A 15,323-nucleotide genomic window follows, 5' to 3' on the forward strand; every position below is an offset into this window, starting at 1 on the left:
CTACGATTTCCGGTAATGAGCACCGCCGGATGCTTGCCTGAGCTTTCCAGATTCGGCGGTGCAACCAACTTAGGCGGGCGGCGCGTCTGACAGACGACAGTTCCCCCTGGAAACCGGAAAGGCATTGAGATGACCGCAGTGACATCGGTCGGTGCCGCAGCACTGAGTCCCGAGCAGCGAGAGGCGTTCGACCGGGACGGCTACCTCATGATCCGAGGCGCGCTCGACGCCGACGAGATCAAGCGGTGCTCCGACGCCCTCGACAGGGTCTACGAGCTCGAGAAGGCCGCCGGAAGGCTGAGCCCCGAAGGGGCCATGCACCGACTCGACGCCGTGACCTCCTGCCCTGAGCTCGCGTTCCTGCTCAACCACCCGCGGACCTTCCACTACGTGTGGTCGATCCTCGGCTGGAACTTCCACGTGTACCACTCCCATGTGGACAAGCACCCGCCGATCGCCGGGAAGCGCCCCTTCCGCTTCGAATGGCACCAGGACGGCGGCCGCCAGAACCGCGAGACCGAGACCGAGCCGCGCCCGCGCCTCTCGGTCAAGCTCGCGTACTTCTTCACCGACCTCTCCGCCGAGGGCCGCGGCAACACCAAGATCATCCCGGGCTCCCACAAGTGGAACTCGATCGACGGCCCGCCGCGCCGCGACATGGAGTGGCCCGACCCCGAAGGCGCCATCGAGGTCACCGGCAACGCCGGCGACGTCATGTTCTTCGACCGCCGCATCTGGCACGCCCGCAGCGACAACTACTCGGACCTGACCCGCAAGGTCGCGTTCTTCGGGTTCACGCCGCGCTGGATCCGCGCCCGCGACCTCGTCGACGACCTGCCGCAGCAGTCCTGGTGGAACGACCTGGACCCGGTGCAGCAGCAGCTCCTCGGCGGGCACGCGCCCACCGGCGACCACGGCTGGGGCCACTGGCCCAAGGAGACGCCGCTGTACAACTGGCTGGCCGAGCGTGACCTCCTCGACCCGTCCTACCCGCCGCTGCGGCCCTAACGGGCCTGACGTGGCAGTCTGATCCCATGAGCCACCACGACCTCGCCCGAGACCTCTTCAACCGCTCGCACCTGACCGGCGAGTTCACGCTCCGGTCCGGGGTGGTCGCGCACGAGTACTTCGACAAGTACCTGTTCGAGTCCGACCCGGTCCTGCTGCGGCGCATCGCCGAGGCGCTCGCGCCCCTGGTGCCCGCGCACGGCGTGGACGCGCTGGCGGGCCTGGAGACCGGCGGCATCCCGATCGCCGTGATGCTGTCGCAGGTGACGGGGCTGCCGGCCCTGTTCGTGCGCAAGGAGGCCAAGACCTACGGCACCTGCCGCCTGGCCGAGGGCGGCGAGGTCGAAGGGCGACGGTTGTTCATCGTGGAGGACGTGGTCACCTCGGGCGGCGCGGTCCTGGACGCGGTGGACGAGCTGCGGAACCGCGGCGCGGTCGTCGACCGGGGCGTGTGCGTCATCGACCGGGAGTCCGGCGGGCTGAAGAACCTCGCCGACACCGGGATCGACCTGAAGGCCCTGTTCACCATGACGGAGCTCAAGGCCGCCGGGGCGCAGTAGCGATATATGAGGAAGGGGGGCCGGACGCGATCGCGTCCGGCCCCCCTTCCTCATGCCGCTACCTGGCCCAGAGCCAGATCTCGGAGCCCTTCGGGTGCTCGGTGCCCGCGTCCAGGGACTGGTCGAAGACCGTGCCCGTGAACCAGATCTGCGCGGTCTTCACCGTGAACCCGAGGCCCTCCAACTCGTCGGTGGCCTCCTCGATGTCCATGCCGAGCACGTCGGGGACCTCGACCGGCTCGGGGCCGTCGCTGACGACGAGCGCGATCTCGTCGCCCGGCCCGGCGGGCGCGTCGGCCGCGGGCGTCTGCTCGATCACCGAGCCCGCGGGGATCGAGTCGCTGTGCCGGGTCGCGACGTCGCCGACCACCAGCTCCAGCGCTTCGAGCGCCGCCGCCGCGTCGTCCTCGGCGAGACCGACCACGTCGGGGACCTGGAGCGGCGGGAACCCGTCCGAGACGTACAGCGTCACCGGCGCACCGGCCTTGACCTCCTCGCCCGCGGGCGGGTCGGTGCGCGTCACCTCGCCCACCTCGGTGAACTCGGTGCTGTACTCGCGCTCCACCGCGACCTCGGCGTCGAAGGCCGCGAGGGCCTCCCGCGCCTCCTCCTCGGTCCGCCCCGCCAGGTCCGGCACGGCGTACCGCTCGGGGCCCAGCGAGACCACCACGGTGATCGTCGCGCCCTGCCGGATGCGGTCGCCCACCTCGGGGTCCTGCGAGACGACCCCGCCGATCGGCACCGACGAGCTGTACCCGTCGACCAGGTCCACCTCGAACCCGCGCTCCTCGGCGTACGCCGCGACGGTGTCGCGGTCCTGGTCCAGCAGCGACGGCGTCGACGTGTACCGGCCGATCCCGATCCACCACCCGGCGGTCGCCACCGAGACGAGCGCGACCGCGATGAGGCCCAGCGTGACCAGGGCCTTCCAGTTCCGCCTCGGCTTCGCCTGGTCCACGACCATCGTGGTCTGGACCGCGCGGGTCGGGCGGGGCACCTTCCCGGTGGAGCCCGGGACGTGCCCGAGGTCCACGGCCTGGAGTCGGCGCAGGAACGCCCCGGCGTCGACCGGCCGCTGCCCCGGCCGGCGCGCGGCCGCGGCCGTGACCAGCCCGGCCAGGCCCTCCGGCACGTCGGGGGCCTTCAGCTGCGGGGACGGCACGTCCTCCTCGACGTGCCGGCGCGCCACCGCGCCCGAGTCGGGCCCGTCGAACGGGACCTCCCCGGTCAGCAGCTCGTACAGCAGGATCGCGGTCGAGTAGACGTCGCTCGCGGTCGTCGCGGGCATGCCGCCGACCAGCTCGGGCGCGACGTACGCGGCGGTCGCCACCAGCGGCCCGCCGGTGTCGCGGTCGCCGTGGACGGCCTCGGCCAGGCCGAAGTCCACCACCTTGACGCGGTCGCCGCGGCCGCCGTTCTTCAGCAGGATGTTCTCGGGCTTGATGTCGCGGTGCACGAGCCCGGCGTCGTGCGCGGCCTGGAGCCCGTCGAGGAGCTGCGCGCACAGCTCCACCGCCTCCTCGATCCGCAGGCGCCGCCGCCGGTTGAGCAGGTCGCGCAGGGTCGTCCCCGGCACGTACTCCATGACCACGTACGGCAGCCCGTCGTGCACGCCCTGGTCGAAGACCGCCACGACGTTCGGGTGCGAGAGCCGGGCGATGGTGCGGGCCTCGTGCGTGAACGCCTTGAGGTCGAACCCGCCCCGGCGCCCCGCGGTGATCATCTTCACCGCGACGGTGCGGTCGAGCCGCTCGTCGTGCGCCTCGTAGACGTCCGCCATGCCGCCCTGGGCGATCAGCCGCCGCAACCGGTAGCGCCCGTCGACGAGCGCACCGGTCAGGTCCCCGGTCGTCGTTGTCAACCCGCACCTCCTACACCTGGTGACAGTGTATGAGCTTGGGGCGACTCCTACAGGACCTCGGCACCGGGGAACACCGGTTTGTCCGGCGCCACAACCCCGAGCCGCTTCGTGGCCCGCGTCAGCGCCACGTACAGGTTCCGCAGCCCCGTCGCCGCCAGCGCGTCCGGGTCCACCACGATCACGGAGTCGAACTCCAGGCCCTTGGCCTGCTTCACCGTCAGCACCGCCGCGCCGGCGATCCCCGCCAGCCCCGCGGCCCGCTCGGCGGTCGCCACCACGGCCACCGAGCCCTCGCCGACGATCCGCCGCTCGGCCGCGACCTGCTCCTCCACGACCCGGTCGACGTCGTCTCCGGCGACCCACAGCCACGGCTCGTGGCCCGACTCGCGCACCGAGCGCGGGCGCGGCGCGTCCACGCCGATCGCGTCGAGCACCCGCACCGCGACGTTCATGATCTCCTTCGGCGTCCGGTACGACACCGTCAGCCGCTCCACCCGCCAGTCCAGGTCCAGGCCCTTGAACACCTCGGCCCAGCTCGCCGGCGCCTGCCCGACCAGCGCCGCCGGCCCCGCGGCCTGCGCGAGGTCCCCGGCCACCGTGAACGAGCGCGTCACGCACCGCCGCAGCAGCGCCCGCCACTCCATCGGCGACAGCTCCTGCGCCTCGTCGACGATGACGTGCCCGAAGATCCACCGCCGGTCGGCCGCGGCCCGCTCGGCCACCGACACGAACCGCTCGTCGACCTGCCGCTCGCCGAGCCAGAACTCGTCGATCACGTCCGTGGCCTGAAGCAGCTCGGACTCCTCGTCCTCGAAGTCGAACGACGCCGAACCCGCCGCGATCGTCAGCACGTCCTGCGCGTACGCGATCTGCTCCGCGCTCGGACCGCCCGCGCGCACCGCCCGCTCGACCTCCCCGAGGTGCTCCGCGGCCTCGTCGAGCAGCGCCACGTCGGCCTCGCTCCACCCGCCCGGGGCCCGCAGCAGCAGCGCCCGGTCCTCCTTGCGCAGCACCGCGGCCGCCGAGGCGATCCGGTCGCGCGAGGCGAACAGGTCCTCCAGCAGCTCCTCGGCCGTCAGCTCCGGCCACAGCTCCTCGATCTGCCCCCGGATCACCGGGTCGGAGGCGATCTCCACCGCGAACTGCGCCCGGTCCGCCAGTCCCAGCAGGTTCTCCCCGCCGAGCGGGTCCTCCCCGATGACGTCCGCGTACTGGGTCGCCAGGTCGGCGATGACCCGCTTGTGGAACGTCTCCCGGGCCTCGTTGTGCGTCAGTCCCGTCTCCCGCGCCGCGTCGCGCGCCGCGGTGATCTTCTCCGGCCGCAGCCACAGCTCGTGGCCCTCGAAGTCCACCGGCAGCGGCTCTCGCGGCACGACCTGCCGGTCCGCGACCGCGCTGGCGACGACCCCGGCCATGACCGACCGGCCCTTGACCGCCGCCACCGCCTCGGTCTCCGGCCGGTCCGCGACGATCCCCGGCACCAGCTGCGACGGCGTGCGCAGCAGCACGTCGGTCTCGGCCAGGCCCGGCAGCACCTCGGAGATGTACCGCAGGAACTGCTTCCCCGGCCCGATGATGAGCACGCCCTGGCGCTTGAGCCGCTCGCGGTGCTCGTACAGCAGGTACGCGGCTCGGTGCAGCGCCACGGCGGTCTTGCCGGTGCCCGGCGCGCCGTCGACGATCATGACGCCCTCCAAGGGCGCGCGGATGATCCGGTCCTGCTCGGCCTGGATCGTCGCCACGATGTCCTGCATCGTCCCGGTCCGCGCCGCGTCCAGCGCTGCCATGAGCGCGCCCTCGGACCCGATCGACGACCCCGAGTCCGCGGCCGCGTCCAGGTCCAGGACCTCGTCGTTCAGCGACCGGAGGCGCCGGCCCTTGGTGTGCAGGTGGCGGCGGCGGCGCACGCCCGCCGGGGACGCGGCGGTCGCCAGGTAGAACCGGCGCCCGGCCTCCGAGCGCCAGTCCACCAGCAGCTGCTCGCCGCCCTCCGCGTGGACGCCGATGCGCCCCAGGTACATCGGGGCCTCGGCCGGGTCGATGTAGTCGAGCCGCCCGAAGCACAGGCCCTCCTCGACCGCGTCGAGGAGCGCGATCCGGCGCCGGTACAGGAGCGTCTCGGCGTCGCGCTGCGAGCGCTCCTGGTCGTTCTCCACGTGCCGGCGCCCGGCCTCGCCGAGCCGCTCGGCGGCCTCGTCGCGGAGCCGGTCGACCCGGGCGTAGAGCCCGTCGAGGCGGGTCTGCTCGGCCTGGGCGGCAGGAGTGATGGCAGCGGACACGGCTCTCCTCTGATACGGAGCGGACTGGATTGGGGGCGCGGACGGTGCGCGTCGAGGGCCGCCGCCGATGGACGGCTCGCAGGTGCGCCGTGCCGATCGCGGAGGAACTGATCAACCTTACCGCCGACGGGGCCGCTCCGTCTCGTTCCGCGTCAAGGCCCCTGATCACCTCACGGACACCGCCCCCGGCCCGTGAGCGACCGTTGGTTACGGTATAGGCCGTTTTGAGTGCCCCTTGGCGTGACTGGAGATACCAATGGCAAGAGAGCAATGGGGGAGTCGGGTCGGGTTCATCCTGGCCGCCGTCGGCTCGGCCCTCGGGCTCGGGAACATCTGGCGCTTCCCCGGCGTCGCCTACGAGAACGGCGGCGGCGCCTTCCTCCTCCCCTACCTCGTCGCCCTGTGCACCGCGGGCATCCCGCTCCTCATCCTGGAGTTCACGATCGGCCGCCGCTACCGCGGCTCCGCCCCGACCGCCTTCCGCCGCATCCACCGCAACGCCGAGTTCCTCGGCTGGTGGCAGGTCGCCATCGCGATCGTCATCGGCGTCTACTACGCGGTGATCATCTCCTGGGCCGCGTGGTTCACGTTCTTCTCGGTCGGGCAGCAGTGGGGCGAGGACCCCGAGACGTTCCTCATGGCCGAGTTCCTCCAGGCCGGCGACCTGTACGACTTCGGGACCTGGCTGCCGGGCCTGGGCATCGCGCTGGCGCTGGTGTGGGTCGCGACCCTCGCCGTGATCGGCGCGGGCGTCAAGAAGGGGATCGAGGCGACCAGCAAGGTCTTCATCCCGCTGCTGATCCTCCTGTTCGGCGCGCTCGTGGTCCAGTCGCTCACCCTCGACGGCGCGGTGGACGGCCTGAACGCGTTCTTCACCCCCGACTGGGAGGCGATCCGCGGCCCGCAGGTGTGGCTCGCGGCCTACGCGCAGATCTTCTTCACGCTGTCGGTCGGCTTCGGCATCATGATCACCTACGGCTCCTACCTCAAGCGCAAGTCCGACATCACCACCTCCGCGTGGACGGTGGGCATGTCGAACTCGTTCGGCGAGATCCTCGCCGGCATCGCGGTGTTCGCGGTGCTCGGGTTCCTCGCCTTCGAGACCGGCGTGCCGATCGAGGAGCAGACCTACCAGGGGGTGGGCCTGGCGTTCATCGCGTTCCCGGCGATCATCAACACGCTGCCCTACCTCGCGGGCCTGTTCGGCGTGCTGTTCTTCCTCTCCCTGGTCGTCGCCGGCTTCGCCTCGCTCATCAGCGTCGTCGAGGTCCCGGTGGCCGCGGTCGAGGACCGCTTCGGCTGGAGCCGCAAGAAGGCCGTGGCGATCGTCGGCGGCGGCATGGCACTGGTGTCGGTCGCGCTGTTCCCCACCGTCAACGGCCTCATGCTCCTGGACGTCACCGACCACTTCATCAACAACTACGGCATCGCCGTGGCCGCCCCGGCGAGCATCATCGCCGTGGTCTGGATCCTGTGGAAGTGGAAGGAGCTGCGCGACAACGCGAACGCGACCTCGGTGTTCAAGGTCGGCCCGATCTGGGTCGCCTGCCTCGGGGTGCTCACCCCGCTGGCGCTCACCGTGATCCTGTTCCTCAACGTGCGCGACCTGGTGACCGCCGACGCGGCGGAGGAGGGGTACCACCAGTACCAGGCCTTCGGCTGGGCCGTCGCGGGCGGCGCGCTCGCGTTCGCCGTCATCATGTCGCTGCTCCTGCGCCGCAAGGAGACGCCGCCGTTCATGACCGAAGAGGAAGCCCGCGACGTCGAGGAGGCCGCCCGATGAGCGCCAGCGCGATCGCCATGCTCGTCATCTCCGTCCTGGTGGTCGGCGGGGGCCTCGTCGCCTCCGTGGTCACCCTGATCCGCCATCCCGAGTCCGAAGAGGACTGATCTTCCGCACCTCGCGGCCGCACACGATTCGTGTGCGGCCGCTTGCGTTTCCGTGCGAAACCGCGACATCCCTCAGAAAAGCCCGAAAATCCCCGCCCGATCCCCTTGTGTCGCAGGGCACAAACTGTTAGGTTACTTTTTAATTGATGTCGTCGCAGGTAGGAAGTGTTACGACATTGATGAGAATCGCTGAACCCAACCCTCGATGGGAGACGACGATGCGCAAGTCGCGCAAAATCATCCTGTCCATCGCCGGAGCCGCGACACTCGCGGTGTCGGCCTCGATGGCCGCCCTGGCCTGGGGCCACGGCTACACCTCCGACCCGCCCTCCCGCTCGGCGCTCTGCGCCGACGGGGAGGTCACCAACTGCGGGGCCATCTCGTATGAGCCCCAGAGCGTCGAGGGGCCCAAGGGCTTCCCGGCGGCCGGACCCGCGGACGGCGAGATCTGCTCCGCCGGGAACGACCCGTTCGCCCCGCTCGACGACCCGCGCGGCGGCAACTGGCCCACCACCTCGGTGAGCGCCGGCCCGCGGACGTTCACGTGGACCATGACCGCGCGGCACTCCACCGCCACGTTCGACTACTACATCACCAACTCCAGCTACGACCCGTCGCAGCCGCTCACGCGCTCCGACCTCGGGCTCACGCCGATCGCCTCGTTCAGCATGGGCGGCGCCCAGCCCGACCACACCATGAACCACACCGTGACGCTCCCGTCCCGCACCGGCCAGCACCTGGTCCTCGCGGTGTGGAACATCGCCGACACGGTGAACGCGTTCTACTCGTGCATCGACGTCGACTTCAGCGGCGGCGGCTCCGGCGAGCCGACCGACGACCCGCCGACCTCGAGCGACCCCGGCACCGGCGAGGGCTGCACGGCCGCCGCCTGGGCCGCGACCGCGGTCTACACCGGCGGCAGCAAGGTCACGCACGAAGGCGTCGCGTACACCGCGTCCTGGTGGACGCAGGGCGAGGAGCCCGGCACCACCGGCCAGTGGGGCGTCTGGAAGCAGACCGCCACCTGTTAGGCCCGTTCGAGCCACGGGCCCCGGCACCGGCGGAAGCCGGCGCCGGGGCCCGTGGTGCTCGTCTCCACCCCCCGAAGTCCGCTTGACAGCCGCTCCGCGACGCGGTTACCGTTGTCCCCGTCCTTGTCCCCGACGTTAGGCACTCACTTGAAGCTCTAGGTCGTAGACATCGCGCCAGCACGTCTCTGCGCACGTGCACGGTGTGTCTTCGATCGAGAGGGTGCCCATTTCCGGGGATGAATCCTTGTTCGCCGTCCAGGCGCGATGTCTCTCATGTGATCCCGTTCCACCACTCACCTGAGAGAGGTCTCATGACCACCTACATCAACGTCCAGCAGCTGCGTTTCGCCTGGCCCGAAGGGGAGCGCGTCTTCGACGGCGTCGACGTCGTGTTCTCCGACGGCCGCACCGCCCTCGTCGGCGACAACGGCACCGGCAAGTCCACGCTCATGCGCCTGGTCGCCGGGCTCCTCAAGCCCGAGGCCGGGTCGATCACCGCGTCGGGGCTCATCGAGTACCTGCCGCAGGAGCTCCCGCTGCGCCTCGGCGACACCGTCGCCGACCTGCTCGGCATCGCCGAGCAGCGCAAGGCGCTCATCGCGATCGAGTCGGGCGACCCGGGGGAGGAGCACTTCGCCGCCATCGGCGACGACTGGGACTTCCTCGACCGCTCGCGCGTGGCCCTCGACGAGCTCGGCCTCGACCACGTGGGCTTCGACCGGACCGTCGCGACCCTGTCCGGCGGCGAGTCGATGCTCGTGGGCCTGGCCGGGCGGCTCGTGCGCCGCCCGGACGTGCTCCTGCTCGACGAGCCGTCGAACAACCTCGACGCCTCCGCCCGCAAACGCCTCTACCAGGCGATCCGCCGCTTCAACGGCACGCTCGTGGTCGTCAGCCACGACCGGGCGCTGCTCGAGCACGTCGACGCGGTCGCCGAGCTCTACAAGGGCCGCATCCGGGTCTTCGACGGCAACTACAGCGCCTACGAGCAGGTCCTCGCCGCCGAGCAGGAGGCCGCCGAGCGCGCCGTGCGCGACGCCAAGCAGGACCTGACGCGGCAGCGGAAGGAGCTGGTGGCGACCCGCATCCAGAACGACAAGGGCGCGGCCGCGTGGAAGCGCGAGCGCGACCGGGGCGGCACGCCGAAGATCCTCCTCAACGGCAAGAAGAACGCCGGCGAGGTCTCCTCGGCGAAGATCCTGCTCGCGAAGCAGGAGGACGTGTCCGAGGCGCGCGAGCGCCTCGACGCGGCCGAGGACGCCGTGCGCGACGACGGCGCGATCTCGGTGGACCTGCCCGAGACGAACGTCTCGACGCACCGCGAGATCGCGATCGTCAAGGGGCTCAAGGTCGGCGAGATCTACGGCGAGGGCGTGGGCCTGCACCTGCGCGGGCCCGAGCGGGTCGCGGTCACCGGCGACAACGGTTCCGGCAAGACCACGCTGCTGCGGGCCGTCGCCGAGGCGTCCCGCGTCCCGCACGGGTTCCTCACGCAGCGCCTGGAACTGCTCGACGAGGACGCGTCGGTGCTCGACAACGTGCGCGCCGCCGCACCGGAGGCCGAGCAGTCGGTGCTCCGGACCCGCCTGGCGCGCTTCGGGATGCGCCGCGACGCGGTGTTCCAGCGGGTCGGGACCCTCTCGGGCGGCCAGCGGCTGCGGGCGGCGCTCGCGACCGTCCTGTCCTCCCAGCCCGCGCCGCAGCTCCTCTTGCTCGACGAGCCGACGAACAACCTCGACATGTCCTCGATCCGCCAGCTCCAGCAGGCGCTGGCGGCGTTCCAGGGCGCGCTGGTGGTCGTCAGCCACGACGAGGCGTTCCTGGAGGGGCTGGGCCTGACCCGCCGGGTCGAGCTGGTGCGCGGCGAGGGGATCGCCTCCGACGTGCCCGTGGCCGCCTGACACTCCGCGCCGCGCCCGGTCCCGCGACCGGGCGCGGCGGCCGGACACGGCGCGCGAATCCCGGCCCGGGCGCCTCCGCGGCCCGATACTGATCGGGCCGACCGACGAAGGAGCGCCCATGCCGAACCGCCGAGCCACCGTGAAGGCCGCCGCAGCCGCGGCCGCCGCCGTCCTCGCCGCGGCCGCCGCCGCGTGCGGGAGCGACGCCGAGGACTCGCCCGACCTCGGCGGCACCTGGACCGCGGCCTTGTCCACGACCGCGGAGTGGGCCGCCGTCTACCCGAACGGCCACGGCACCGCGAAGGCCGAGTCCTCCGACGGCACCTCGGTGCAGCTCACGGTCGGCGGCCTGGCCGGCTCCACCGAGTACACCGCCCACGTCCACGACGGCGAGTGCGACGAGAACCCGCCCGGCGGCGGCCACTGGCTCGCCGACCCGAACGGCGAGGACGCCGCGGGCAACATCGTGGAGCTCTCGTTCACCACCTCCGAGACCGGCACGGGCGAGGTCACCGAGTCGAGTCCGCTCATGCTCGACGACCGGGCCGAGTCGGTCGTCGTCCACGCGCCCGACGCGGCCGTGACCGCCGCGGGGCTCACCGGTAACCGCGTGCTGTGCGGCGACCTCGACGACGACTGACCCCGGTCCCGCACTCCGGGCCACAGCGGCGGTTATTGCATGGCGCGCAGCGCCGCCGCCCGCGTATCCTTGCCTATCGTCATGCCCAGCAGCGTCCCGAAATCCCGTCCCAGCCTGCACGAGCGCGTCTCCGCGCTGCGCACGGCCGATCAGCGCGCCCTCCGCCGCCGCCTCCGCGAGGCCCGCGACCTCGAAGGACCCGCCCGGAGCGGGGCCTTCGCGACGATCGAGGCCGACGTCGAGGCCAAGGAGGCGGCGCTCGCCGCCCGCGCGGCCGGCGTCCCGAAGATCGTCTACCCCGAAGCGCTGCCCGTCTCGCAGCGCAAGGACGACATCCTCGCGGCGATCCGCGACCACCAGGTCGTCATCATCGCGGGCGAGACCGGCTCGGGCAAGACCACGCAGATCCCGAAGATCTGCCTCGAACTCGGCCGCGGCGTGCGCGGCATGATCGGCCACACGCAGCCCCGCCGCATCGCGGCCCGCGCGGTCGCCGAGCGCATCGCCGAGGAGCTCGGCTCCCCGCTCGGCGAGGCCGTCGGCTGGAAGGTCCGCTTCACCGACCAGGTGTCGGACTCCAGCTACGTCAAGCTCATGACCGACGGCATCCTGCTCACCGAGATCCAGCACGACCGGCTGCTGAGCGCCTACGACACGATCATCATCGACGAGGCCCACGAACGCAGCCTCAACATCGACTTCATCCTCGGCTGCCTCAAGCAGATCCTCCCCAAGCGCCCCGACCTCAAGGTGATCGTCACCTCCGCGACCATCGACCCCGAGCGGTTCGCCAAACACTTCGGGACGGAGGCGAAGCCCGCCCCGATCCTCGAGGTCTCCGGCCGCACCTTCCCCGTCGAGATCCGCTACCGGCCCCTCCGCAGCGAGGAGGGCGAGGAGGACCGCGACCAGACCGACGGCATCCTCGACGCCGTCAACGAGCTCTCCCGGGTCGGCGACGGCGACATCCTCGTCTTCCTCTCCGGCGAGCAGGAGATCCGCGACACCGCCGACGCCCTCGAGAAGGCCAAGCTCCGCCACACCGAGGTCGTCCCGCTCTACGCGCGACTCTCCGCCGAGGAGCAGCACCGGGTCTTCCGGCCCCACACCGGGCGCCGGATCATCCTGTCCACCAACGTCGCCGAGACCTCCCTGACCGTCCCGGGCATCCGCTACGTCGTCGACGCCGGGTACGCGCGCATCTCCCGCTACTCCGCCCGCACGAAGGTCCAGCGCCTCCCCATCGAGGCGATCAGCCAGGCCAGCGCCAACCAGCGCGCCGGGCGCTGCGGCCGCGTCGCCGAGGGCGTCTGCATCCGCCTGTACTCCGAGGACGACTTCAACGCCCGCCCCGAGTTCACCGACGCCGAGATCCTCCGCACCAACCTCGCCTCCGTCATCCTCCAGATGACCGCCGCGAAGCTCGGCCGCGTCGAGACGTTCCCGTTCGTCGACGCCCCCGACTCGCGCAACATCAAGGACGGCATGGACCTCCTCGTCGAGCTCGGCGCGCTCGAGGACGTCCGGGCGGGGGAGCGGCGCCTGACGAAGGCCGGCCGCGACATCGCGCGCCTGCCGATCGACCCGCGCCTGGCCCGCATGATCCTCCAGGCCCGCGACGAGGGCTGCGTGCGCGCGGTCGCGGTCATCACCGCCGCGATGTCGATCCAGGACCCGAAGGAGCGCCCCGCCGACAAGCGCGCCCAGGCCGACCAGTCCCACGCCCGGTTCAACGACCCCGACTCCGACTTCTCGGCCTTCCTCAACCTGTGGCGGTACCTGGAGGACGAGCGCCGCTCCCGCTCCTCCAGCGCGTTCCGGCGCATGTGCAAGCAGGAGTACCTGCACTACCTGCGCATCCGCGAATGGCAGGACCTGGTCCGGCAGATCCTCGGCGTCCTCAAGAGCCTGAAGATCCCGGTCGAGCCGCCCGAGGCCACCGCCGACCCCAAGCGCGTCCACACCGCGCTGCTCTCCGGGCTCCTCTCGCACATCGGCGTCAAGGAGGCCGACACCCGCGAGTACCTCGGCGGGCGCAACGCCAAGTTCGCGATCTTCCCCGGCTCCGGCCTGGCGAAGAAGCAGCCGCGCTGGGTCGTCGCGGGCGAGCTCGTGGAGACCAGCCGCCTGTGGGGCCGCGTGTGCGCCAAGATCGAGCCCGAATGGGTCGAGCCGATCGCGCAGCACCTCGTCAAGCGCACCTACTCCGAGCCGCACTGGTCCAAGCGCTCCGGCGCCGTCATGGCGTTCGAGCGCGTCACGCTCTACGGCGTCCCGATCGTCGCCCGCCGCCAGGTCAACTACGGCCGCATCGACGTGCCCCTCAGCCGCGAGCTGTTCATCCGCCACGCGCTCGTCCAGGGCGAGTGGGAGACCCACCACAAGTTCCTCGCCGGGAACCTCGCGAAGATCACCGAGGTCGAGGAGCTGGAGAGCCGGGTCCGCCGGCGCGGCCTCCTCGCCGACGAGCAGACCCTCTTCGACTTCTACGACGAGCGCCTCCCCGCCGACGTCGTCTCCGGCCGCCACTTCGACTCGTGGTGGAAGAAGGAGCGCGACAAGACCCTCCTCGACTTCGACGAGGCCCTGCTCCTGGGCGACCGCGCCGAGTCCGTCGACGAGGGCGACTACCCCGAGGTCTGGACCTCCGAGGGCGCCGACCTCGAACTCGACTACGAGTTCGAGCCCGGCTCCGCCCGCGACGGCGTCACCGTCGCGGTCCCGCTCCCCGCGCTCCAGCTGCTCGACCAGGACGCCTTCACCTGGCAGGTCCCGGGCCTGCGCGCCGAGTTCGCCGAGGCGCTCATCAAGAGCCTCCCGAAGTCCCTGCGCCGCAACTTCGTCCCGGCCCCCGACTTCGCCCGGGCCGCCGTCGCCCGCATGGCCCCGGCCCCCGGCCGCCCCATGATGGCCGCGCTCGCCGACACCCTCAAGTCCATGACGAACGTGCACGTGCCGTTCGACGCCTTCGACCTCACCAAGGTCCCCGGGCACCTGCTCGTCACCTTCCAGGTCAAGGACGAGGACGGCGCGGTCCTCGCCGAGGGCAAGGAGCTCGGCGCGCTCCAGCGGCAGCTCGCCCCCAAGACCCAGGAGGCCGCGGCCGAGGCGTTCGACCTCGAGCGGACCGGCCTCACCGCGTGGGACTTCGAGGACCTGCCGAAGCTCCACGAGACCCCGCGCAAGGGCTACACCGCGAAGGCGTACCCCGCGCTCGTCGACGAGGGCGCCACCGTCGGCGTCAAAGCGTTCCCCGACCCCGCCTCGCAGGCCGCGAACATGTGGGCCGGGACCCGGCGCCTGCTGCGCCTGAACTGCCCCGACCCGCGGCTCAAGGACGCGCTCACCCGCAACGAGCAGCTAGCGCTCGCCACCGGCCCGTACGCGAACGTCGACGCGCTCCTGGCCGACTGCGTGCGCACCGTCCTCGACAAGGTCCTCATCGAAGGCGGCGGTCCCGCCTGGGACCGCGCCGGCTTCGACGCTCTCCTCAAGCGGGCCCGCCCCGAGGTCGCCGGGGAGTCCCCGGCCGTCGCCCGCAAGGCCGCGGCCGTGCTCACCGAGACCCGCGAGGCCACGCGCCTCCTCGAAGGCAAGTTCGACTTCTCGATGCTCGCGGCCATGAGCGACATGCGCCGCCAGCTCGAATCGCTCACCGGCGACGACGGGTTCGTCGGCTCGACCGGCTGGTGGCGCCTGGACGACCTGCACCGGTACGTCAAGGGCATCGCCTACCGCGCCAGGCGCGTGGTCGCCGACGTCGCCGGCGACAAGGGGAAGATGGACGTCGTGCACGCCCTCGAGGCCGAGCGCGACTCCCTCGCGCGCACCCGCCCGGCCGCGCTCCGCACCGGTGAGGGCCGCGAGGTCCGCTGGATGATCGAGGAACTGCGCATCAGCTTCTTCGCCCAGCAGCTCGGCACCCGCTACCAGGTCTCCGAGAAGCGCATCAGGAAGCTCCTCCAGACCCTCTAGCCCCGCCTTGCGACGTGCGTTCGCATATTCGCCGCCGCGTGTCGGACCTAGGGTGCATGATCAGCTTCAGGCACCGCGAAATACAACGCCTGGATGATGCCAACCGGGTGTCAACCTGACACCATGAGAGATGGCGCACACGCGCCGCGGAAACCAGAACCCTTTGCGAACGCTCCCG

The 15,323-nt window shown here is 71.5% G+C and carries 10 protein-coding genes and 1 pseudogene; 9 read left to right on the plus strand and 2 right to left on the minus strand.

Features of this window, described 5'->3' with window-relative positions; genetic code table 11:
• Nucleotides 1-129: 129 nt before the first annotated feature.
• Both ABD419_RS06790 and pyrE read left to right on the plus strand, forming a co-directional pair.
• Complete coding sequence (locus ABD419_RS06790; protein ID WP_344483574.1) at nucleotides 130-1,008, plus strand: phytanoyl-CoA dioxygenase family protein; 879 nt, start codon at nucleotides 130-132, stop codon at nucleotides 1,006-1,008.
• A gap of 26 nt (nucleotides 1,009-1,034) precedes the next feature.
• Nucleotides 1,035-1,568 carry an orotate phosphoribosyltransferase gene (gene pyrE, locus ABD419_RS06795; protein WP_344483577.1) on the plus strand — a complete coding sequence of 178 codons (534 nt, stop codon included), beginning with the start codon at nucleotides 1,035-1,037 and terminating at the stop codon, nucleotides 1,566-1,568.
• 58 nt (nucleotides 1,569-1,626) lie between these two features.
• On the opposite strand, the gene ABD419_RS06800 is transcribed toward pyrE, so the two are convergent.
• Both ABD419_RS06800 and ABD419_RS06805 read right to left on the minus strand, forming a co-directional pair.
• Nucleotides 1,627-3,429, minus strand: coding sequence for a PASTA domain-containing protein (locus ABD419_RS06800; protein WP_344483580.1), 1,803 nt, complete (start codon nucleotides 3,427-3,429; stop codon nucleotides 1,627-1,629).
• 47 nt (nucleotides 3,430-3,476) lie between these two features.
• Complete coding sequence (locus ABD419_RS06805; protein ID WP_344483583.1) at nucleotides 3,477-5,708, minus strand: HelD family protein; 2,232 nt, start codon at nucleotides 5,706-5,708, stop codon at nucleotides 3,477-3,479.
• Nucleotides 5,709-5,964: 256 nt separating this feature from the next.
• Between ABD419_RS06805 and ABD419_RS06810 the strand changes: the two genes are divergently transcribed.
• From ABD419_RS06810 to hrpA, 7 genes and pseudogenes are all read left to right on the plus strand, one after another.
• A complete protein-coding gene (locus tag ABD419_RS06810; RefSeq protein WP_344483586.1) occupies nucleotides 5,965-7,491 on the plus strand; it encodes a sodium-dependent transporter in 1,527 nt (508 codons plus the stop codon).
• Nucleotides 7,488-7,598: a methionine/alanine import family NSS transporter small subunit gene (locus ABD419_RS06815; protein WP_344483589.1), complete on the plus strand. Its 111-nt coding sequence runs from the start codon at nucleotides 7,488-7,490 to the stop codon at nucleotides 7,596-7,598. The genes ABD419_RS06810 and ABD419_RS06815 overlap by 4 nt, the downstream gene beginning before the upstream one ends.
• 218 nt (nucleotides 7,599-7,816) lie before the next feature.
• Nucleotides 7,817-8,404, plus strand: a pseudogene (locus tag ABD419_RS06820) (lytic polysaccharide monooxygenase auxiliary activity family 9 protein); the annotation flags it as partial.
• Nucleotides 8,390-8,629: a carbohydrate-binding protein gene (locus ABD419_RS06825; protein ID WP_344485296.1), complete on the plus strand. Its 240-nt coding sequence runs from the start codon at nucleotides 8,390-8,392 to the stop codon at nucleotides 8,627-8,629. The pseudogene ABD419_RS06820 and the gene ABD419_RS06825, both read left to right, overlap by 15 nt.
• A 311-nt stretch (nucleotides 8,630-8,940) precedes the next feature.
• A complete protein-coding gene (locus tag ABD419_RS06830) occupies nucleotides 8,941-10,530 on the plus strand; it encodes an ABC-F family ATP-binding cassette domain-containing protein (RefSeq protein WP_344483592.1) in 1,590 nt (529 codons plus the stop codon).
• Between the two features lie 118 nt (nucleotides 10,531-10,648).
• On the plus strand, nucleotides 10,649-11,170 hold the full coding sequence (locus ABD419_RS06835; RefSeq protein ID WP_344483595.1) for a hypothetical protein: 522 nt from the start codon (nucleotides 10,649-10,651) through the stop codon (nucleotides 11,168-11,170).
• Between the two features lie 81 nt (nucleotides 11,171-11,251).
• On the plus strand, nucleotides 11,252-15,145 hold the full coding sequence (hrpA, locus tag ABD419_RS06840) for an ATP-dependent RNA helicase HrpA (RefSeq protein ID WP_344483601.1): 3,894 nt from the start codon (nucleotides 11,252-11,254) through the stop codon (nucleotides 15,143-15,145).
• Nucleotides 15,146-15,323: the final 178 nt, after the last annotated feature.

It is taken from the genome of Glycomyces endophyticus (assembly GCF_039531525.1).
GTDB classification, from domain to species: domain Bacteria; phylum Actinomycetota; class Actinomycetes; order Mycobacteriales; family Micromonosporaceae; genus Glycomyces; species Glycomyces endophyticus.